General features: G+C 73.0%; 16 protein-coding genes. 8 read left to right on the top strand and 8 right to left on the bottom strand.

The window, feature by feature from the left end:
• Positions 1-13 precede the first annotated feature (13 nt).
• A complete protein-coding gene (locus tag ACQPYE_RS11930; RefSeq protein ID WP_498721168.1) occupies positions 14-1,819 on the top strand; it encodes a glycosyltransferase family 39 protein in 1,806 nt (601 codons plus the stop codon).
• On the opposite strand, the gene ACQPYE_RS11925 is transcribed toward ACQPYE_RS11930, so the two are convergent.
• The 5 genes from ACQPYE_RS11925 to ACQPYE_RS11905 form a co-directional block, all read right to left on the bottom strand.
• Positions 1,804-2,781 carry an SGNH/GDSL hydrolase family protein gene (locus tag ACQPYE_RS11925; RefSeq protein ID WP_498721167.1) on the bottom strand — a complete coding sequence of 326 codons (978 nt, stop codon included), beginning with the start codon at positions 2,779-2,781 and terminating at the stop codon, positions 1,804-1,806. The genes ACQPYE_RS11930 and ACQPYE_RS11925 overlap by 16 nt on opposite strands.
• A gap of 51 nt (positions 2,782-2,832) precedes the next feature.
• Positions 2,833-4,032 (bottom strand): hypothetical protein, encoded by a 1,200-nt coding sequence (locus ACQPYE_RS11920; RefSeq protein WP_498721166.1) that lies wholly within the window; start codon positions 4,030-4,032, stop codon positions 2,833-2,835.
• 112 nt (positions 4,033-4,144) lie between these two features.
• Positions 4,145-5,086, bottom strand: coding sequence for a DUF389 domain-containing protein (locus ACQPYE_RS11915; RefSeq protein ID WP_498721165.1), 942 nt, complete (start codon positions 5,084-5,086; stop codon positions 4,145-4,147).
• A 4-nt stretch (positions 5,087-5,090) separates the two neighbouring features.
• Positions 5,091-6,905 carry an aspartate--tRNA ligase gene (aspS, locus tag ACQPYE_RS11910; RefSeq protein ID WP_498721164.1) on the bottom strand — a complete coding sequence of 605 codons (1,815 nt, stop codon included), beginning with the start codon at positions 6,903-6,905 and terminating at the stop codon, positions 5,091-5,093.
• Between the two features lie 84 nt (positions 6,906-6,989).
• Complete coding sequence (locus ACQPYE_RS11905; protein WP_498721163.1) at positions 6,990-7,391, bottom strand: GtrA family protein; 402 nt, start codon at positions 7,389-7,391, stop codon at positions 6,990-6,992.
• A gap of 78 nt (positions 7,392-7,469) precedes the next feature.
• Here ACQPYE_RS11905 and dprE1 point away from each other — a divergent pair, with 78 nt between their 5' ends.
• The 5 genes from dprE1 to ACQPYE_RS11880 all read left to right on the top strand — a co-directional run bounded on the left by dprE1 (position 7,470) and on the right by ACQPYE_RS11880 (position 12,814).
• Positions 7,470-8,813 carry a decaprenylphosphoryl-beta-D-ribose oxidase gene (gene dprE1 / locus ACQPYE_RS11900; protein ID WP_498721162.1) on the top strand — a complete coding sequence of 448 codons (1,344 nt, stop codon included), beginning with the start codon at positions 7,470-7,472 and terminating at the stop codon, positions 8,811-8,813.
• Positions 8,810-9,565: a decaprenylphospho-beta-D-erythro-pentofuranosid-2-ulose 2-reductase gene (gene dprE2, locus ACQPYE_RS11895; protein WP_498721161.1), complete on the top strand. Its 756-nt coding sequence runs from the start codon at positions 8,810-8,812 to the stop codon at positions 9,563-9,565. Before dprE1 ends, dprE2 begins: the two co-directional genes overlap by 4 nt.
• Positions 9,562-11,262 carry a hypothetical protein gene (locus ACQPYE_RS11890; RefSeq protein WP_498721160.1) on the top strand — a complete coding sequence of 567 codons (1,701 nt, stop codon included), beginning with the start codon at positions 9,562-9,564 and terminating at the stop codon, positions 11,260-11,262. Before dprE2 ends, ACQPYE_RS11890 begins: the two co-directional genes overlap by 4 nt.
• A gap of 152 nt (positions 11,263-11,414) precedes the next feature.
• Positions 11,415-11,921 carry a phosphatase PAP2 family protein gene (locus ACQPYE_RS11885; protein WP_498721159.1) on the top strand — a complete coding sequence of 169 codons (507 nt, stop codon included), beginning with the start codon at positions 11,415-11,417 and terminating at the stop codon, positions 11,919-11,921.
• Complete coding sequence (locus ACQPYE_RS11880; RefSeq protein ID WP_498721158.1) at positions 11,918-12,814, top strand: decaprenyl-phosphate phosphoribosyltransferase; 897 nt, start codon at positions 11,918-11,920, stop codon at positions 12,812-12,814. Before ACQPYE_RS11885 ends, ACQPYE_RS11880 begins: the two co-directional genes overlap by 4 nt.
• Positions 12,815-12,873: 59 nt before the next feature.
• On the opposite strand, the gene ACQPYE_RS11875 is transcribed toward ACQPYE_RS11880, so the two are convergent.
• A complete protein-coding gene (locus tag ACQPYE_RS11875; protein ID WP_498721157.1) occupies positions 12,874-14,061 on the bottom strand; it encodes a S8 family peptidase in 1,188 nt (395 codons plus the stop codon).
• 233 nt (positions 14,062-14,294) lie between these two features.
• Here ACQPYE_RS11875 and ACQPYE_RS11870 point away from each other — a divergent pair, with 233 nt between their 5' ends.
• Positions 14,295-14,786 carry a GNAT family N-acetyltransferase gene (locus ACQPYE_RS11870; protein WP_498721156.1) on the top strand — a complete coding sequence of 164 codons (492 nt, stop codon included), beginning with the start codon at positions 14,295-14,297 and terminating at the stop codon, positions 14,784-14,786.
• Between the two features lies 1 nt (position 14,787).
• On the opposite strand, the gene ACQPYE_RS11865 is transcribed toward ACQPYE_RS11870, so the two are convergent.
• Together ACQPYE_RS11865 and ACQPYE_RS11860 are read right to left on the bottom strand one after the other, a co-directional pair.
• On the bottom strand, positions 14,788-15,912 hold the full coding sequence (locus tag ACQPYE_RS11865; RefSeq protein ID WP_498721155.1) for a S8 family peptidase: 1,125 nt from the start codon (positions 15,910-15,912) through the stop codon (positions 14,788-14,790).
• A 104-nt stretch (positions 15,913-16,016) separates the two neighbouring features.
• Positions 16,017-17,141: a S8 family peptidase gene (locus tag ACQPYE_RS11860; protein ID WP_498721154.1), complete on the bottom strand. Its 1,125-nt coding sequence runs from the start codon at positions 17,139-17,141 to the stop codon at positions 16,017-16,019.
• Between the two features lie 870 nt (positions 17,142-18,011).
• Here ACQPYE_RS11860 and ACQPYE_RS11855 point away from each other — a divergent pair.
• Positions 18,012-18,890, top strand: a complete 879-nt coding sequence (locus ACQPYE_RS11855) for a hypothetical protein (RefSeq protein ID WP_498721153.1) — start codon at positions 18,012-18,014, stop codon at positions 18,888-18,890.

The following is an 18,890-nucleotide window of genomic DNA, read 5'->3' as shown; positions in this document are numbered from 1 at the left end:
AGGGAACCCTTCCATGACCACCGCAACCCTGACGGCGCCCGCACCCACCGCGGAGTCGCCACCGTCGGGCCGGAACTGGACCACGCCCGCGCTGGTCGTGCTGCTGGCCGGCACGGCGGTGCTGTACCTGTGGAACATCACCGCGTCCGGCTGGGGCAACGGCTACTACGCCGCCGCGACCCAGGCGGGCGCGCAGAGCTGGACCGCGTGGCTGTTCGGCGGCCTGGACGCCGGTGGCGTGATCACGGTCGACAAACCGCCCGCCGCGCTGTGGGTGAGCGGGCTGTTCGCCCGCGTCTTCGGGTTCTCCAGCTGGACGGTGCTGGCGCCGCAGGCCGTCGAGGGCGTGTTGGCCGTGTGGCTGTTGTACGCCACGGTGAAGCGCACGTCCGGTGCGGTGGCCGGGCTGATCGCGGGCGCGGCGCTCGCGGTGACGCCGGTGGCGGTGCTGATGTTCCGGTTCAACCTGCCGGACGCGTTGCTGGTGCTGCTGATGGTCGCCGCCGCGTACTGCACCGTGCGCGCGGTGGAGCGGGGGTCCGGCCGGTGGCTCGCGCTGGCGGGCGTCGCGGTCGGGTTCGCGTTCCTGGCCAAGATGGGGCAGGCGTTGCTGGTGCTGCCCGCGTTCACCGCCGCCTACCTCCTCGCCGCGCCGACCACGCTGCCCAAGCGGTTGCTGCACCTGCTCGGCGCGGGCCTCGCCGTGGTCGTGTCCGCCGGGTGGTTCATCGCGCTGGTCGAGCTGTGGCCGCGCGGGTCGCGCCCGTACATCGGCGGTTCGGCCGACGACTCGCTGTGGGAGCTGGCCATGGGCTACAACGGCCTCGGCCGGATCTTCGGCGGGCGCGGCGGTGGTGGCGGTGTCGTCATGGGCGGCGGCAACGCCAACCTCGGCTTCGGCGGCGAGACCGGCATCGGCCGGCTGTTCGACGCGAGCATGGGCGCGGAGATCTCGTGGCTGCTCCCGGCCGCCCTCGTCGGACTGGTGGCGGGGCTGTGGTTCACGCGCCGGCTGCCGCGCACCGACCGCACGCGCGCGGCCCTCGTGCTGTGGGGTCTTTGGGTGCTGGGCAACGGGCTCGTGTTCAGCTTCATGAGCGGCATCACGCACCCGTACTACACGGTCGCCGTCGCGCCGGGCGTCGCCGCGCTCGTCGCCATCGCCGGTCGGGAGATGTGGCGTGGCCGCAAGCACCCGCCGGTGCGCGTGGCGTTGGCGATGATGGTCGCCGGCGCCGGGTTCTGGGGCTTCGCGCTGCTCCAGCGGTTCGGCGAGTGGCTGCCCGCGTTGCGCTGGGTGGTGGCGGCGCTGACCGTGCTGGTGGCCACGGCGGTCGTGATGGGCGTGCGCCGGGTCGCCGCGCTCGCCCTGGCCACCTCGGTGCTCTCCACCGCGGCCTTCGGCGTGGCCACCGCCGCCACGCCGCACGCCGGTTCGATCCCGATGTCCGGTCCCCCGTCCTACTCGGGTGACGGCGGCATGGGCGGGCCGGTGGGCGAGTCGTCCGCCGAGCTGGTCGACCTGCTCAAGGCCACCACCGGCACGTGGGCGGCGGCGACGATGAGCGCGCAGGGCGCGGCGAGCCTGTCGCTGGACTCGGGCAAGGCCGTGATCGGCATCGGCGGCTGGAGCGGCGGCGATCCCGCGCCGACGTTGGACGAGTTCCGGCAGTACGTGGCGGACGGCCGGATCGGCTACTTCGTGTCCGGCGGCACGGGCGGCGGGCCGATGGGGGGAGGCAGCGAGATCGCCGAGTGGGTCGCGGCGAACTACGAGGCCACCACGATCGGCGGGTCGACCGTCTACGAGCTGGGCTGACGCCAACCGGACGGGGCGGTGGTCGTTCCGGCCACCGCAGGCCCAGCCACCACTGGACTGGTCACCACCGGCTCGGCCACCGCCGGACCAGCCACTACCGGCCCGGCGCCGGCCACTACCGGCGCCGGGCCGGCCACCGCAGAACCGACCGCCACCGGGCCGGACACCGCCGGTTCGGCCTCCGTGGGGACATAGCGCGGCGGCTCCGGGTGACCGGCCCAGGAGCGGTACATGATCGTGGTGGCGTGGGGAAGCAGGTCGTGGCCCCGGCGCCAGAGCCACGGGAGCCCCTTCACCACCAGCCACGCGGCGTGGTGCAGCGGTGTCACCCTGAGCCCGCCCGTGCAGGCGAGGGACACCCGGCCCGGCACCTCGCACCCGGCCCGCGCCAGCCGCGCCGCGAACTCCGCCGCGAGCCGGCGGTGCCCCGACTCCGACGGGTGCAGCCGGTCCACCGCCCACGTCTCCGGCGAGTAGGCGCCCTCCATGAGGTCCAGGTCGACGCACTCGATCCCGTGCCGCCGCACCACCGCGTCGATGATCCCGTTCAGCTCGGCGATCCGCGCCCGCAACGCCCGCCGCAACGCGCCCGGCAGCCGGAACACCCGGCCGTGGTCGTGGAACCGCACCGTGACCACGGCGGCGCCGGCCGAGACCAGCGCACCCACCACCGCGTCCAGGTCGACGTGCAGCCGCCGCCCGTCGAAGTCGGATCGCAGCACGTCGTTCATCCCCACCAGCAGCACGGCCGCGTCGGGCCGCGCGGGCAGGACCCCCGGCAGCTGCTCGTGCCGCACCGACGCCACGCGCGCACCCGCAGCGGAAACGTTCAGGTACCGCGCGTGCGGCAGCGCCGCCGCGAGCAGCGGGCCGACGCCACGCCACCCACCGGGCACGGGATCGCCCACGCCCACCGTCGTCGAGTCACCGAGGACCACCAGGCTGCGCACCGTCTTGGCCACACCGGAACGATCGCGCGGCCACGTGACGCGCCGTGGACGAACAGCCCAACGCTATCGGAATGCCGGGTACAGCGGCAGTTCCGCGGTCCGCGCGCCGTAGCGCGCGGCCAGCGCCGAGATGACCGCGTCGGCGTGCGCGACGATGTGCTTAGCGCCCGACGCCAGCGCGTCCTGCCGCAGCCGCACCCACCGCGACGTCAGCACGACCACGCGCGGCGGCGAGTCCAGCGGGCGGTGGCCGGACGGCAGCGACGAGTCCAACCCGGGCAGCCCGCGCCACGTGCCGAGCCACACCCACAGCAGCTGGGCCTCCAGCAGCCGGGGCAGGAACACCGCGTCGTCGTCCAGGTCCGGCCACACCGACGACACCTCGGCCCGCCACGCCGCGACCATCGCCTCCGACATGCCCGCGGGCAGCCCGTAGGCGCACCAGCACGACGGGAACGGCACCCGCAGGCACGCCGCGTCGAACACGATGTCGCGCACGCACCCGCCCTCGAAGTCGAGGAACCGGACGCCCTTGCTGGTCACGAGGTGGTTGTCCGGGCACGACGTGGACGGGCTGAACGCACGCCTGCGGGACGTGACGAACCCGCGCACCGCCTGCGCGGCGAACGTGCGCACGGAGTCGGGCGTGTCGACTTCGAGCTCGTCGAAGAGCAGCTCGGGCAGACCCGCCAACGCCGTGTGCACGTCCACCACGATCGGGTCGGCGCAGCACTGCGAGCCCTGGCGGCGCATCAACGCGTCGAAGTCCGCGTCACGACCGGCGGTCGTCGCGTGCAGCCGGCCCATCGCGTGCGCCCACGACAGCAGCCCGCGTTCGGCGGCCCGCGCGTCGGAGCCCAGCAGCTTCTCCGCCAGCCGCGGCGCCTTGCCCAGGTCTTCGAGCACGACCAGCCGCTTGGCGTTGTCCTGCGCGACCAGCTCGGGGGTGAGGCGTTCCTCGGACGGCAGCGCGGTGAGCAGCTTGTGGCTCACCACCTCGTGGGCGAACGGGTCGCGGTCCGCCACGGGCGACGGGTAGCGCTTCACCACCAGGGTGCGCGGCAGCGAGAAGGGGGTGTGGGCCACCCGGACGCGCGCGACCACCGACCGGCCCGCACCCCCGAGGTCCTCGGGGTCGGCCAGTCGAACCGCTGCGCCGAACCTCTTGCTCAACACCGACTCGGCCGCTGCCACCGCGTCGTCAAGCTCGGAGGGTGCAGCGTCGTCGATGTCCTGCGGGCCGGCGGTGATCTCCACGCTCATCTCCTCCGACCCTACTCCGGGTGGCGACCGGCCTGACAGAAGCCGTCCGGGCACCGTGACGGTAGTGCTCACGGTCCGCGCACTCCACCTTTTGTGGAAATCCCGCGCCCGATCAGCCGTCGGCGAGCGGTCGTCCCAGGTCGCGGACCCGTGCGCGGCGGTTGCGCAACGCCAGGACCAGCGCCGCCGCCGCCACGACACCGACGAGGTTCACCGCGAGTTGTGCAATCGACTGGAGACATATGTCCCACTGGCCGAGAACACCGGCCACTGCGGCGTAGCCGGCGGCGGGCACGGTGGTGACCGAAATGAACACCCCGACGAGCGCGGCGGACTTGGCGGACGTCATCGACAGCATCCCGGCCGCGCCCGCGAGCAGCGCCACGATCAACGAGAACGGCCCGACCTCGAAGACGAAGTCGAGCTCGTGCCCGGCCAGCGCGAGGTCCCGGTCGAACAGGCCGGTGAGCGAACCGAGCCACGTGCCGACCGCGGTGATCGCCATGGCCACCGGGAACCCGGCGGCCAGCGCCAGCGCGGCCCGCCGCACCAGGTCCCAGCGCCGCAGCACCAGGCCGACGGCGATGGCGGCCAGCGGCCCGAACTCCGGGCCGACGACCATCGCGCCGACCAGCGTGACCGCCGAGTCGGTGACCACGGCGACCGCGGTGAGCAGGCACGCGATGGTCAGGAACGCCAGGAACGTGGCGTTGAGCCGCGACTCCTCGCCGGTGCGGGACAGCAGCTCCTCCCACACCACGGCGTCCGCGCCGTCACCGGGCGCGGCCTTCTCGGCGCGGTCGGCCGCGTCGGACAGGGCGGTGTCGATCTGCTCCAGCGTGACGCCGCCGTCCCGGTCGACGCCCAGCTCGCACAGGGAGGCCACCACCTCGTCGGTGGCCTCCCGGGCGAGGTCGGCTTCCACCACGTCGCCCGCCGGGTCGACGGCCGCGCCGCGCAGCACCACGACGTGCGCGACGCCGGGGGCCTGCTTCAACAGGGCCAGTACCGACTCGGTGCGTTCGACCGGGCAGATGGCCCGCAAGTGCAGCACGGCGCTACTGCGCGGCCTTCTCTTGGGCGACCTTCTCCTGGGCGGCCTTCTCCGCCGGCGCGGGCTTGAAGTCGACGCCCGCCTCCTTGCGCTGCTGCGCGGTGATCGGCGCGGGCGCGGCGGTCAGCGGGTCGTAGCCGCCGCCGCTCTTCGGGAACGCGATGACCTCGCGGATCGAGTCGTACCCGCCGAGCAGCATGGCGATCCGGTCCCAGCCGAACGCGATGCCGCCGTGCGGCGGCGCGCCGTAGGAGAAGGCGTCGAGCAGAAAGCCGAACTTCTCCCGCGCCTCCTCGGGCGTGATGCCCATGACCTGGAACGCCCGCTGCTGCACGTCCGCGCGGTGGATTCGGATCGACCCGCCGCCGATCTCGTTGCCGTTGCAGACGATGTCGTAGGCGTAGGCCAGGGCGTTGCCCGGGTCCTCCTCGAACCGGTCGATCCACTCCGGCGTCGGCGAGGTGAACGCGTGGTGCAGCGCGGTCCACTTGCCGCTGCCCACCGCCACGTCGTCGCCGATCTTGTCGACGGCCTCGAACATCGGGAAGTCCACGACCCAGACGAACGACCAGGCGTTGGGGTCGATCAGGCCGACCCGGTGCGCGATCTCCACGCGGGCCGCGCCGAGCAGGGCACGCGCGCCGTCCGGGTCGCCCGCGCCGAAGAAGACGCAGTCGCCCGGGTTCGCGCCGACGGCCTTGGCCAGGCCGTCGCGCTCGGCGTCGGAGAGGTTCTTGGCGACCGGGCCGCCGAGCGTGCCGTCCTCGTTGACCAGCACGTACGCCAGGCCGCGGGCGCCGCGCTGCTTGGCCCACTCCTGCCAGGCGTCGAGCGTGCGGCGGGGCTGCGACGCGCCGCCTGGCATGACGACCGCGCCGACGTACGCCGCCTGGAACACCCGGAAGGGCGTGTCCTTGAAGTACTCGGTCAGCTCGGTGAGTTCGAGGTCGAAGCGCAGGTCCGGCTTGTCCGTGCCGTACTTGGCCATGGCCTCGGCGTAGGAGATGCGGCGGAACGGCCGGGCGATCTCGTGGTCGGCCAGGTCCTTCCACAGCGCGGAGACGACCTTCTCGCCGAGCGCGATCACGTCGTCCTGCTCGACGAAGCTCATCTCGATGTCGAGCTGGGTGAACTCCGGCTGCCGGTCGGCGCGGAAGTCCTCGTCGCGGTAGCAGCGGGCGATCTGGTAGTACCGCTCCAGGCCGCCGACCATCAGCAGCTGCTTGAACAGCTGCGGCGACTGCGGCAGCGCGTACCAGGAGCCGGGGCGCAGGCGGGCGGGCACCAGGAAGTCGCGCGCGCCCTCGGGGGTGGAGCGGGTCAGGGTCGGGGTCTCGACCTCGACGAAGTCCTCGGCGTGCAGCACCTCGCGGGCGATCCGGTTGGCCTCGCTGCGCAGCCGCATGGCCTTGGCCGGTCCGCTGCGGCGCAGGTCGAGGTAGCGGTGCCGGAGGCGGGCCTCCTCGCCGACCTCCAGGTGCTCGTCCAGCTGGAACGGCAGCGGCGCGGACTCGTTGAGCACCACCAGCTCACTGGCGTAGACCTCGATGTCGCCGGTGGGCAGCTCCGGGTTCTCGCTGCCCTCGGGACGGCGGGTCACGTCGCCGACGACCTTGACCACGTACTCCGAGCGCAGCTTGTGCGCGCGCTCGGCCATCTCGCCCTCGCGGAAGACGACCTGGGCCACGCCGGAGGCGTCCCGGAGGTCGATGAAGATCACGCCGCCGTGATCGCGCCTGCGTGCCACCCACCCGGTCAGGGTGACGGACTGCCCGGCGTGCTCGGCGCGGAGCTTCCCGGCCTCGTGCGTGCGCATCACGGGAACTGCTCTCCTCGGAGTTGACTTCGATTCTGGGGTTGGCTTCTTCCGGCGGTCGGCTCGACCGACGGCTGGTCGTCAAGGCTAGCCAACGACCGGCTGGTCGACGCCACCAGGTTTCCCGAGGCGGAAGACCACTCCGCGCAGCGCCGCGAAGTTGACGGCCGTGGCCACGCCCTGGGCCATCAGCCACGCCACCGCGTACTCCACTCGAACGGGTGGCAACAGGTGCAGTGCGAGCGCGTTGACCAATACGTTGACGACGAACGTGGTGAGGTACAGCAGGGCGAACGCCGCGACCTGCCGGGCACCTCCCGCGCAGACCCCGAACGTGAACCGCCGATTGAGGAAGAACGCCGCCGTGGTGCCCATCGTGAAACTGGCCATCTTGGCCGCGTGCGCCCAGGCGTCGAAAGCGAGCAGAGCGCTGTAAACACCGAAGTCGACCACCGCGCACAAGCCGCCCACCAGCACGAACGTGACCACCTGCCGGTTCACGCCACCGTTTCGCGCCACCGTTGTCACCTTCCCGGATGGAATGAGAATGTCCGTTAGTCCGCGCCGATGCTAGTCAGGCTCTCCGGTTGGGGGCGTACCGCGCCGACGGTCGCCCGGGTCGTTTCGCCGGGCGATGTCGAGACCGTCGCGAAAATCGTGAAAGAATCCCGCGAACGTGGCGTGATCGCCCGGGGCCTGGGCCGCAGCTACGGCGACCCGGCGCAGAACGCGGGCGGCGTCGTGCTGGACATGACCCGATTCGACCGCATTCGCCGGGTCGAGGTGGACGACGGCCTCGTGGACGTCGAGGCGGGCGTTTCGCTGGACGCCCTGATGCGGGCGCTGCTGCCCTTCGGGCTGTGGCCGCCGGTGCTGCCCGGGACGCGCCAGGTCACCGTGGGCGGCGCGATCGCCGCCGACGTGCACGGCAAGGGCCACCACGTCGTGGGCAGCTTCGGCGACCACGTGCGGTCGCTCGACCTGCTCACCGCGGACGGCTCGGTCCGCACGCTCACCCCCGACGGCGAGGGCTCGGCGTTGTTCTGGGCGACCGTCGGCGGCATGGGCCTGACCGGCGTGGTGCTGCGCGCGACGCTGCGGGTCGTCCCGGTGGAGACCTCGTACTTCGTGGTGGACACCGAGCGGGCGGGCGACCTGGACGACCTGCTGGCCCGCCAGTCCGCCGACGACGACCGGTACGCCGAGTCGGTGTCGTGGTTCGACGCCACGGCCACCGGACCGCGACTGGGCCGGGGCGTGCTGACCAGGGCGAACCACGCCCGGCTCGACGACCTGCCCCGGAAGCTGCGGCGCGACCCGCTGGCGTTCGACGCGCCCCGGCTGTTCACCGTGCCGGACGGGCTGCCGTCCGGGCTGCTCAACCGGGCGACCGGCCGGGCGTTCAGCGAGCTCTGGTACCGCAAGTCGCCCACGCGGCACGGGCAGGTGCGGAACATCACCGAGTTCCTGCACCCGCTCGACGTGATCGGCGAGTGGAACCGGGGCTACGGCCGGCGCGGGTTCCTCCAGTACCAGTTCGTGGTGCCGTTCGCCGCGGTCGACGTGATCCGGCGGGTGGTGGAGCGGATCTCCTCGTCCGGCCACGTGTCGGCGTTGAACGTGCTCAAGCGGTTCGGGCCGGGCAACCGCGCGCCGCTGTCGTTCCCGGTGCCGGGCTGGACCCTGTGCGTGGACCTGCCGGTCCGGCCGGGCCTCGGCGAGCTGTGCGACGAGCTGGACGAGCTGGTGCTCGGCGCCGGCGGGCGGCACTACCTGGCCAAGGAGTCGCGGACCACGGCCGAGGCCGTCCGCCGCGGCTACCCCCGATTCGAGGAGTGGCGCGCGGTGCGCGCCTCCGTCGACCCGGACGGCGTTCTCGCGTCCGACATGTCCAGGAGGTTGAACCTGTGATCGACGCGGTGGGCAATCCGCAGAGCCTGCTCGTGCTGGGCGGCACGTCCGAGATCGCGCTGGCGGTGGTCCGGCGCTACACCGCCGCCCGCAAGCCGCGCGTGGTCCTGGCCGCCCGGCCCTCGCCCCGCCGGGACGCGGCGGTGGCGGAGCTGACGGCGGCGAGCGTGCCGGTGACGGTGGTGGACTTCGACGCGCGTGACGTCGCCGGCCACCCCGCCGTGCTGGACAAGGCCTTCGCCGACGGCGGGGTCGACGTGGCGCTGGTGGCGTTCGGGGTGCTGGGCGACGCCGAGCGCGCCTGGCAGGACCCGGCGGCGGCGGTCGAGCTGGCCGAGGTCAACTACACCGGCGCGGTGTCGGTCGGCGTCGGGCTCGCCGACCGGCTGCGCGCGCAGGGGCACGGCGCGATCGTGGCGCTGTCCTCGGTGGCGGGCGAGCGGGTGCGGCGGTCGAACTTCGTCTACGGGTCGACCAAGGCCGGGATGGACGCGTTCTACCTGGGGCTGGGCGAGGCGCTGCGCCCGCACGGCGTCACCGTCACGGTGGTGCGGCCGGGGTTCGTGCGCACCCGGATGACCGACGGCCTGCCGGCAGCGCCGTTGTCGAGCACCGCGGACCAGGTGGCCGAGGTGGTCGTGAACGCGGTCCGCGACCGGCGCGAGCTGGTGTGGGCGCCCGCGCCGCTGCGCCTGGTGATGTCGGCGCTGCGGCACCTGCCCCGCGCCGTGTTCCGGCGGTTGCCGGTATGACCGCGACGACCGTTCCCGAGCAGCGCGCCGCCGAGGTCCCGCCGGCACGTCGGGCGCGGCGCGGGCGGTGGGTCGCCCCGGTGGCCGGCGGCACGGCGTTGATCGCGGGGCACGGCGCGCTGTACGGCCACTGGCTGGTGGACGACGCGGCGATCACGTTCGCGTACGCGCGCACGGTCACCGACGGCGCGGGGGTGGTGCTGCAACCGGGCGCCGAGCCGGCGGAGGCGTACTCGAACCCGGCGTGGTTGGCGTTGCTGGCGTTGGGCCGGGTGGTGGGGCTGTTCGACCGGGGCTCGCTCTTCGGCGTGCCGGACTACGTGCTGTTCCCGAAGGCGCTCGCGGTGCTGTGCTGCGCGGGCGTGCTGCTGGCCTGCCACACCGCCGCGCGCCGGGTGTTCCGCCGGCCGGGGCTGGTGACGGTGGCGTTCGGCGCGGTGCTGGCGGCGGTGCCCTCGTTCGTGGTCTGGGTGTTCTCCGGGTTGGAGAACCCGCTGTACGCGCTGGTGACGTGCCGGCTGGCGGTGGTGCTGTTCGAGGCGGTGCTGGACGACCGGCTGCGGTCCGGGCGGGTCGCGGTCCTGGTCGGGGCGCTGGTCGCGCTGGCCGCGTTGACCCGGCCGGACGGGCTGGTCTACGCCGGGGCGTACCCGTTGCTGGTGCTGCTGACGTCGCGCCGGGCGGGGCTCGTGGCGGCGGTGCGGCCGGTGGCGTTGTCCACGGCGGCGTTCCTGGTGCCGTTCGGCGCTTACCTGGTGTGGCGGCGGGTGGAGTTCGGCCGGTGGCTGGCGCTGCCCGCGTCGGCGAAGAGCCAGGACCCGCCCGACCTGGCCCGGTTCACCCGGGTCGGCGAGCTGGTGCAGTACGCGGGCGGGTTCGCCGTGCTGGCGGTGGCGCTGTGCGTGGGGATGGTGCTGGCGCGGGATTCCCGGCTGGGGACGGGGCTGGTCGCGCTGCTGGTGCCGCTGGGGTTGTCGTCGGTGGCGTTCGCGGTGCTGGCGCACGACTGGATGGGCGAGCTGCGGTTCGCCACGCCCGTGTGGGTGCTCGGCGCGTTGGTCGCGGTCTTCGCCACCGCGCGGGTGCTGGGGCGTGGGACGGCACGACGGCGTGCGGTGCTGTCGGTGCTGCTCGCCCTCGCGCTGCTGCCGTCTGCGGCCCGGTTCACCACCGCCGCCCGGGAGTTCCGCGCCGCGCCGACCGTGCCGATGTGCCTGGTGGTCGAGATGTACGGGCGCGGGTTCAACGGTCTGGCGGACGTCCTCGGCGTCGAGCGCGGCAGCCTGCTCCTGCCGGACATCGGCGGCACCGCGCTGACGTCCCGGCTCGCGGTGGTCGACCTGGTCGGGTTGGCCGAGCCGAGGCTCGCGGACCTGTGGGGAGCCCGCGACGTGGCCGGGGTGCGGGACCACGTGTTCGACCGGGTCAAGCCGACGTTCATCCACTCGCACGAAGGGTGGTCGCAGACCACCGGCATCGCGGACGACCCGAGGATGGCGGCGGACTACCACGTGCTCTCGACCGGCCCGGTCGCGCAGGACTGGGTGCGCCGGGACGCCGTCGCGGACGGGGCGCGGCTGGCCGAGCTGCGCGACTACGTCCGAACCGACCTGACTCCCGCCACCCGCGCGGGTCTGGCCGCACCGCGGAGCCACTGCGGCCCCACCCTCCGCCCCGGCCAACCACTCGACCGATGACTTGGCCGATGACCCGGATGACCGCGCCGCCCCGAATCACCGGCATCGCGGCGCGACTCCTCGCACCGCACCACCGACACCCGCACCACCGACACCCGCACCACCGCCGGCACGACCAACCGCCCCGCACCACCGATCGCAGGAGGACCTCCATGTCTGCCGAGATCACCGTCCTGAGCCAGGTGCAGAGCGCGCTCGGCCACCGGCTGGTGGTGGCGTCGGCGCGCGGGCTGTCGTGGTTCGGTGAGCACGGCGCCGGGTGGTTGGCGCTGGGGCTCGCGGGCGCGGCGGTGGACCGGGTGCGGCGGCGGGACTGGTTGGTCGCGACCGCCGGGGTCGCCGGGTCGCACGCCGTCGCCATCGTGGTCAAGCAGGTGGTCCGGCGGCGGCGGCCGGACGACGAGTCGGTCACCGTGCTGGTCGGGACGCCCAGTCGGCTGAGCTTCCCGTCCGCGCACGCCGTGTCGACCGCCGCCGCCGCGGTGCTGTTCTCGCGCCTCACCGGCCGACGGCTGGAACCGGTGCTCGTGCCGCCCATGGTGCTGTCCCGGCTGGTGCTCGGCGTGCACTACCCCACCGACGTGGCGGCGGGCGCGGCGTTGGGCGCGGTGCTCGGCAGGCTCGTCCGACGCCGGCTGGACGGCGGTGCGGCGAGGTGACCGACACCGCCACCCGCCCCGCCGGCGCGGTCGCCGGGCTGGTCCGCGCGGTCCGGCCGCACCAGTGGGTGAAGAACTTCCTCGTGCTGGCCGCGCCGTTCGCCGCGAACCGGCTGGGTGAGCCGGCCGTGCTGCTGGACACCGGGCTGGCCCTGGTCGCGTTCTGCCTCGCGGCGTCCGCGGTGTACCTCGTCAACGACGCGATCGACGTGGACGCCGACCGCGCGCACCCGACCAAGCGGCACCGCCCGATCGCGGCCGGCGCGGTCTCCGCCCGCACGGCGTACGTCACGGCGGCGGCGCTGGTCGTCGCGGCCGTCGGTGTCGCCCTGTGCTCCGGCCCGCCGCTGGTCGTGGTGATCGCCGTCTACTGCGCCGCGCAGCTGGGCTACTGCCTGGGGTGGAAGCACCAGCCGGTGATCGACCTGTGCATCGTCGCGTCGGGGTTCCTGCTGCGCGCCATCGCGGGCGGCATCGCGGCCGGCATCCCGCTGTCGCAGTGGTTCCTGCTGGTGACGGCGTTCGGCTCGCTGTTCATGGTGGCGGGCAAGCGGTACGCCGAGATCGTGCTGTTCGAGCGGACGGGCGCGGAGATCCGCGCGTCGCTGCGCCGCTACTCGGCCAGCTACCTGCGGTTCGTGTGGGCCACCGCCGCCGCGATCATGATCCTCGCCTACGCGCTGTGGGCGTTCGAGATGCGGGAGCGCGCCGACTACAACTCGGGCTGGGCGATGCTGTCGATCGTGCCGTTCGTGGTGGCCGTGCTGCGGTACGCGGTCGACGTGGACGACGGTGGCGCGGGCGAGCCCGAGCGCATCGCCCGGCGCGACCACGTGCTCCAGGTGATCGGCGTCTGCTGGGTGGCGTCCCTCGCGCTGTCGATCTACGTGTGACCGACGCCGGCCGGGGCCGCCCCGAAGAGGGACGGCCCCGGTTCACGCGGGGTGCTCGATCAGGCGCCGGGAGCCAGGTAGAGCAGGCGGTTCGGGGAACCGGTGCCCGGGCTGCCGACCACGCTCGGGGTGGCCTGACCGGTCAGGTAGCTCGCCACCTGGGCCGGGGTGGCCGACCGGTTGTTCTGGAGGTAGCGGGCCGCGGCGCCGGCGACGTGCGGGGTCGCCATCGAGGTGCCGCTGATGGTGCTGGTGGCCGTGTCGCTGGTGTTCCACGCCGAGGTGATCGACGTGCCGGGCGCGAAGATGTCCAGCACCGAACCGTAGTTCGAGTAGCTGGCGCGCGCGTCGGTGTTGGTGGTCGCACCCACCGTGATGGCGGCGGCGACGCGGGCCGGCGAGAAGCTGGAGGCGTTGGCGTTGCTGTTGCCCGCCGCGATGGCGTAGGTGACGCCCGCCGAGATCGAACGGCTGACGGCCGCGTCGATCGTGGAGGAGACGCCGCCACCGAGGCTCATGTTCGCCACGGCCGGCTTGACGTGGTTCGAGGTCACCCAGTCGATGCCCTCGATCACGTCGGCGAGGGTGCCGCTGCCGGCGTTGTTCAGCACGCGCACGCCGTAGACCGTCGCGCCCTTGGCGACGCCGTACTGGCTGCCCGCGATGGTGCCCGCGACGTGCGTGCCGTGGCCGTTGCCGTCCTGCGCGACGCTGTCGTTGTCCACCGCGTCGTAGCCGTTGCGGGCCCGGCCGCCGAACGTGCTGTGGGAGATGCGGACGCCGGTGTCGATGACGTAGACGTTCACGCCCGAGCCGGTCGAGGTGTAGCTGTAGGACGAGTTCAGCGGCAGGTTGCGCTGGTCGATGCGGTCCAAGCCCCACGACGGCGGGTTGGTCTGCGTCGCCTGGGTGGTGAACACCTGGTCCTGCTCGACGTAGTCGACGGCCGGGTCGGCCGCGAGCCGCTTGGCCGCCTTCTCCGGCAGCGACACGGCGAAGCCGTTCAACGCGGTGCGGTAGACGGTGTCGACCTGGCCGCCGTACTGGTTCGCCAGGCCCTGCGCGGACGCGGCCGAGCCGTCCTTGAGCTTGACGATGAAGTGGTTCTGGACCTTGTTCGCGGCGTCGGCGGCGCGGATCTCGCCCTCGGCGGCCTGCGCCGGAGCGGCCAACAGGGAGGACGCGGTGACGGCGAGCGCCGTCACCCCGACCCCGGCCAGGAACCGGACCTGTCGTGACTGTCGCATGCGGATTCCGTTCTTGAACGGTGACCCCGACCTCACCCCGAGGAGCTGTGCAGGGCTCGGGGGTGACGTTGGGCCACCTTGCCCTCGCTGACAGTCATCACCGTAGGCACCCGACGCGTTAACTCGGAAGTGTGAACATTTGCCAGTTGAGCCGTCAGCGTCAATAAACCGCCTGACCTGCGTGTTCCCATAATCCGGGCGCGGTCCGGTGACCGCGGCGCTACCGTCCGGACATGCGTTTGGAACCGGTCACCGAGGACAACTACCGGGCCGTCATCGGCCTGGAGGTCCACGAGGAGCAGCGGGCGTTCGTCGCGACGAACCTCAAGTCGATCGCGGACGCCTGGATCTACCGCCCGAGGTTGCAACCCCTTGCGCTGTACGGCGGAGAGGAGCTCGTCGGCTTCACCCTCCTGGAACGCGACCGGCCCGAGGCGCTGCACATCGTCCGGTTCATGGTCGACCGGCGCGCGCAGGGCCGCGGGCTCGGCCGCAAGGGCTTGGCCGCGATCGCCGAGGTCGCGCGCTCCGAGGGCCGCGCGGAACTGGTGCTGAGCGTGGTGCCCGGCAACGCGGTGGCCCGCGGCCTGTACGCGGCGTTCGGCTTCACCGACACCGGCGAGGTGGACGGCGGCGAGCTCGTGATGCGCCACGAGCTCGCCCCGTCGGCTCCGCCGGCTCCGACGGCTTCACCGGCTCCGTCGGCTCACCTCGCCGAGCAGTAGGTCACCGGGCAGGCGACCAGTACAGCAGTCGGCCCCACGACAGCGGCGTCGCCTCGGAGACGACCGCCGAGTGCACCTGCGCGGGTGTGGCGGTGGGGTTGAGCTGGAGGAAGCGCAGCGTCACGCCGGTGACGTACGCGGTGGACAGCGACGTGCCGCTGATGGTGTTCGTGGCGGTGTCGCCGGTGTGCCACGCCACGGTGATGCTCGTGCCGAAGGCGTAGACGTCGACCACCGAGCCGTAGTTGGAGAACGTGGCCCGGGTGTCGGTCCGGGTGGTCGCGCCGGAGGTGAGCGCCTCCCGCACGCGGGCGGGCGAGTAGTTGGCCGCGTCGGCGTTGCTGCCGCCCGCCGTGACCGACGCCGTGACGCCAGCGGCGATCAGCCGGCGCACCGCGTCGTCCACCGCGGTGGACGCGCCGCCGCCCAGGCTGAGGTTGGCCGAGGCGGGCTTGACGTGGTTGCGCGCCACCCAGTCGATGCCCGCGATCACGCCCGCGGTCGTGCCGCCGCCGGAGCCGTTGAGGACCCGGACGCCGCACACCAGCGCCTGCTTCGCGACGCCGTTCACGCTGCCCGCGATGAGGGACGCGACGGCCGTGCCGTGACCGTTGTCGTCCTGCGGCACGGCGTCGTTGTCGATCACGTCGTAGCCCTGGCACGTGCGGCCCGCGAACTCGGCGTGCGTGGTCCGGATGCCCGTGTCGACCACGTACGCGCGGGTGCGCAGCCCGGTCGACGTGTAGCTGTAGTTGCCGTCGGCGGGCAGCGCGCGCTGGTCGATCCGGTCGAGGCCGAACGGCGCGCCGGTCTGGGTGGTGTGCGCCCGCACGACCTGGTCCTGCTCGACGTACTCCACCGCCGGGTCGGCGGCGAGCCGGCGGGCCTGCTTCGCGGTCAACGTCGCGGCGAAGCCGTGCAACGACGGGAACTCGCGGGTGACCCGGCCGTCGAACCGGGCGGCGACCGCGCCGGCGGCGGCCACGTCCTTGAGCTTGACGATGTAGCTGCCGGGCACGGCGGTGGCCGAGCCGGCGTGCAGCACCGCGCCTTCGGCGTGCGCCGGCGCGGTGAGGGTGACGGCGGCGAGGGCGGCGACGCCCAGGCCGGACAGCAGTGTTCGCATGGTGGGTTTCCTTCGCAGGGCGAGGAGGGTGGCTGCTACCTCGGGTCGGCTGTATCTCGGTTGGGTCGGCACTGCGTGGGTGGCTGTCACCTCGCGGGTGGCCGTCACCTCGTGGGCGACCGGTGCAGGAGCCGGCCGCCCCACGGTTGCGGTTGCGGGCGGATCAGCTCGGCGTGCACCAGGGCGGGTGTCGCGGCGGGGTCGGTCTGGAGGAACCGGGCGGCGACGCCGGTGACGAACCCGGTCGCCATGGAGGTGCCGCTGAGCGTGTTGGTGGCGGTGTCGCCGGTGTGCCACGCCGACGTGATGCCGACGCCCGCCGCGTACAGGTCCACGCCCGCGCCGTAGTTCGAGAAGGAGGCCCTGGCGTCGGTCTGCGTGTGGGCGCCCGACGTGATCGCCTCGACGACCCTGGCGGGCGAGGTGCTGCCGACGCCGGTGTTGCTGCCGCCCGCGGTGACGGACGCGGTGATGCCCGAGGCGATCAGCCGGCGCACCGCGTCGTCCAGCGCGGTGGACGCGCCGCCGCCCAGGCTGAAGTTCGCCACGGCAGGGCGGCTCGCGTTCAGCCGCACCCAGTCCACGCCCGCGATGACACCGGAGATCGTGCCGCTGCCCTGGCCGTTGAGCACGCGCACGCCCGCCACCCGCGCGCCCTTCGCCACGCCGTACGTGCGGCCGGCGATGATCCCCGCGACGTGCGTGCCGTGGCCGTTGTCGTCCTGGGCGACGGCGTCGTCGTCCACGGCGTCGTAGCCGTGCACGGCCCGGCCGCCGAACTCGACGTGCGTGACCCGGATGCCGGTGTCGACCACGTAGGCGGTGACGCCCGCGCCGGTCGAGGTGTAGCTGTAGGTCGTGTCCAGCGGCAGGGCGGTCTGGTCGATCCGGTCCAGGCCCCACGGCGCGCCGGTCTGGGTGGTGTGCGCCCGCACGACCTGGTCCTGCTCGACGTACTCCACCGCCGGGTCGGCGGCGAGCCGGCGGGCCTGCCGCGGGGTCAGCGACGCGGCGAAGCCGCCGAACGCGGCGTACTCGCGGGTCACGCGCCCGGCCAGTCGGCTCGTCACGGCGTCGGCCGCGACGAGGTCCTTGAGCTTGACGACGTAGCTGCCGGGCACGGCGGTCGAGGAGCCCACGTGCAGGACGGCGCCCTCGGCGTGGGCGGGCGCGGTGAACAGGGTGAGGGTCGACGCGGCCACGGCGAGGCCCGGTAAGAGCTTTCGCATACGGCTTTCCTTTGCGGGGTAAGGGATCCCCGGCGCGGATCACGCGCGGGGCTGCCAGTGTGCCGAACTCGGCGCGAACGGGGGCCGTCCGGGCGCGGAGTCGGTTCGGGTGACCACCGGCTGGGATCGCCGGCGCGAGGGCGACCCGAACGTGACCGCATTACGGCGGAGAGGCGCGTGCGGCGGACTCGGACAACGTGATTGAGAAGCGATTCAACGCTGTGGATAAAATACGGCCGACCGCTCCGCCGAAACGAGAGACGAGCGTCTCCGGGCCCACTGCGGAGAAGTTCTTCGGGGTGACTGTGTATCCGTTGGGCCGGCGGTCCGCGGCCCGGGTGGGGCGACTGACTCCCCCGACGTCCGGCACGAGGTCCACCACCAGCGAGAACATCGGTGGCACGACTATTGGACCGATGGTCAACGTGAGCTTCGGCATAGGGGTTCCGTTCTCGGCGGTGCCGGCCGCCAGGCCGGATCGAGACGGGGCCGGAGCCCGCGACCACGCGGGATGTGCCGTGCGTCACCCCACGTACCCGAGGCTATGGGCCGGGCCGGGTACCCGGAAGGGACCGAATGACCGAGCGCGGTGCGGCGATCGCGGTAGCCGGGACCTTCACACCCGCCGCACCCACCTGCTGTTAATGAGAATTCAAACATTCCACAGCCGACCGGATTCCGGTCCGTTTCGGTCAAATTCAGGGCGGGAAACCCGATCGGCTGTACCGCGCCGGCGATTTTCCACGATAACGTCGCTCGCCTTGTCCTTGGGAGAACGGAGCGAAGATGCCTACGCCAGTCGTCGGACCGGAATCGCGGACACGCGATCCCCGACGGATCGATGCGGGGGCCGACCCCTTCGCGGACGCATTGCGTGCGGCGATCCGCGCCAAAGGGCTCAGCCTGGAACGCATCCAGCACAAGCTGCGGGCGCGAGGTGTGGCGGTCAGCATCGCCGCGCTGAGCTACTGGCAGTCCGGCCGCAGGCGGCCGGAACGACCGGACTCGCTCACCGCCGTCAGCCACCTGGAGGAGATCCTCGACGTCGGCGCCGACGGGTTGAGCTCACTGCTCGGTCCACCGCGGCCACGCGGCAAGGCCCGGCCCCGGACTCGCGTGTCCGGCCCCGAGGGCTGGGTCGGCGAGAGCGACTACGCGACCATCGCGGAACTGCTGGCCGACGTCGACACCAGCACCGACCAGGACCTCACCCGGCTCAGCCTGCGCGACCAGGTGGAGCTCGCGATGGACGGCAGCACCCGCCGGGTGCGGTCGCGCCAGGTGCTGCGGGCCGAGCGCTCGGGCGTCGACCGGGTCCTGCTCGGCTACGACACCCGGCTGCCCGGCGACCCGCTGCCGGTCATCGGCACCCTGCGCTCGTGCAGACTCGGGCGGGTTTCCGCCGACCCGCGCAACGGTCTGATGGTCGCCGAACTGCTGCTCGACCGCCCGCTGCGCCGGGGTGAGCGCACCGCCGTCGAGTACGAGTTGATCCACGTCGCGCCCTACCACCCCACGTTCGACAACACGCACTCCCGGCGCTTCCGCCACCCCGTGCGCGAGTACGTCCTGGAGGTCCGGTACGACTCACGGTGCCGACCCGCGCGTTGTGAGCAATTCACGACCGGTTTGACCGGTGAAGAACCAACCGACGTGCGCGAGACCCCGGTGGACACGTGGGGCTACGCGTACGCGGTCGCGCTGGACTTCGGGCCCGGCGTAGTCGGCCTGCGCTGGGAATGGACCTGA

It is taken from the genome of Actinosynnema sp. CA-299493, assembly GCF_050946825.1.
Taxonomy (GTDB): domain Bacteria; phylum Actinomycetota; class Actinomycetes; order Mycobacteriales; family Pseudonocardiaceae; genus Actinosynnema.
The sequence above is the reverse complement of the archived record's forward strand: the minus strand, read 5'-3'. Positions and strand labels throughout refer to the sequence as shown.

What these genes read in the sequence shown, in the direction of transcription:
- ACQPYE_RS11865 (WP_498721155.1), bottom strand. Translation starts at nt 15,912, where the DNA reads ATGCGAACACTGCTGTCCGGCCTGGGCGTCGCCGCCCTCGCCGCCGTC.
- ACQPYE_RS11860 (WP_498721154.1), bottom strand. Translation starts at nt 17,141, where the DNA reads ATGCGAAAGCTCTTACCGGGCCTCGCCGTGGCCGCGTCGACCCTCACC.
- dprE1 (WP_498721162.1), top strand. Translation starts at nt 7,470, where the DNA reads ATGCTAGTCAGGCTCTCCGGTTGGGGGCGTACCGCGCCGACGGTCGCC.
- ACQPYE_RS11870 (WP_498721156.1), top strand. Translation starts at nt 14,295, where the DNA reads ATGCGTTTGGAACCGGTCACCGAGGACAACTACCGGGCCGTCATCGGC.
- ACQPYE_RS11885 (WP_498721159.1), top strand. Translation starts at nt 11,415, where the DNA reads ATGTCTGCCGAGATCACCGTCCTGAGCCAGGTGCAGAGCGCGCTCGGC.
- ACQPYE_RS11920 (WP_498721166.1), bottom strand. Translation starts at nt 4,032, where the DNA reads ATGAGCGTGGAGATCACCGCCGGCCCGCAGGACATCGACGACGCTGCA.
- ACQPYE_RS11890 (WP_498721160.1), top strand. Translation starts at nt 9,562, where the DNA reads ATGACCGCGACGACCGTTCCCGAGCAGCGCGCCGCCGAGGTCCCGCCG.
- ACQPYE_RS11930 (WP_498721168.1), top strand. Translation starts at nt 14, where the DNA reads ATGACCACCGCAACCCTGACGGCGCCCGCACCCACCGCGGAGTCGCCA.
- ACQPYE_RS11875 (WP_498721157.1), bottom strand. Translation starts at nt 14,061, where the DNA reads ATGCGACAGTCACGACAGGTCCGGTTCCTGGCCGGGGTCGGGGTGACG.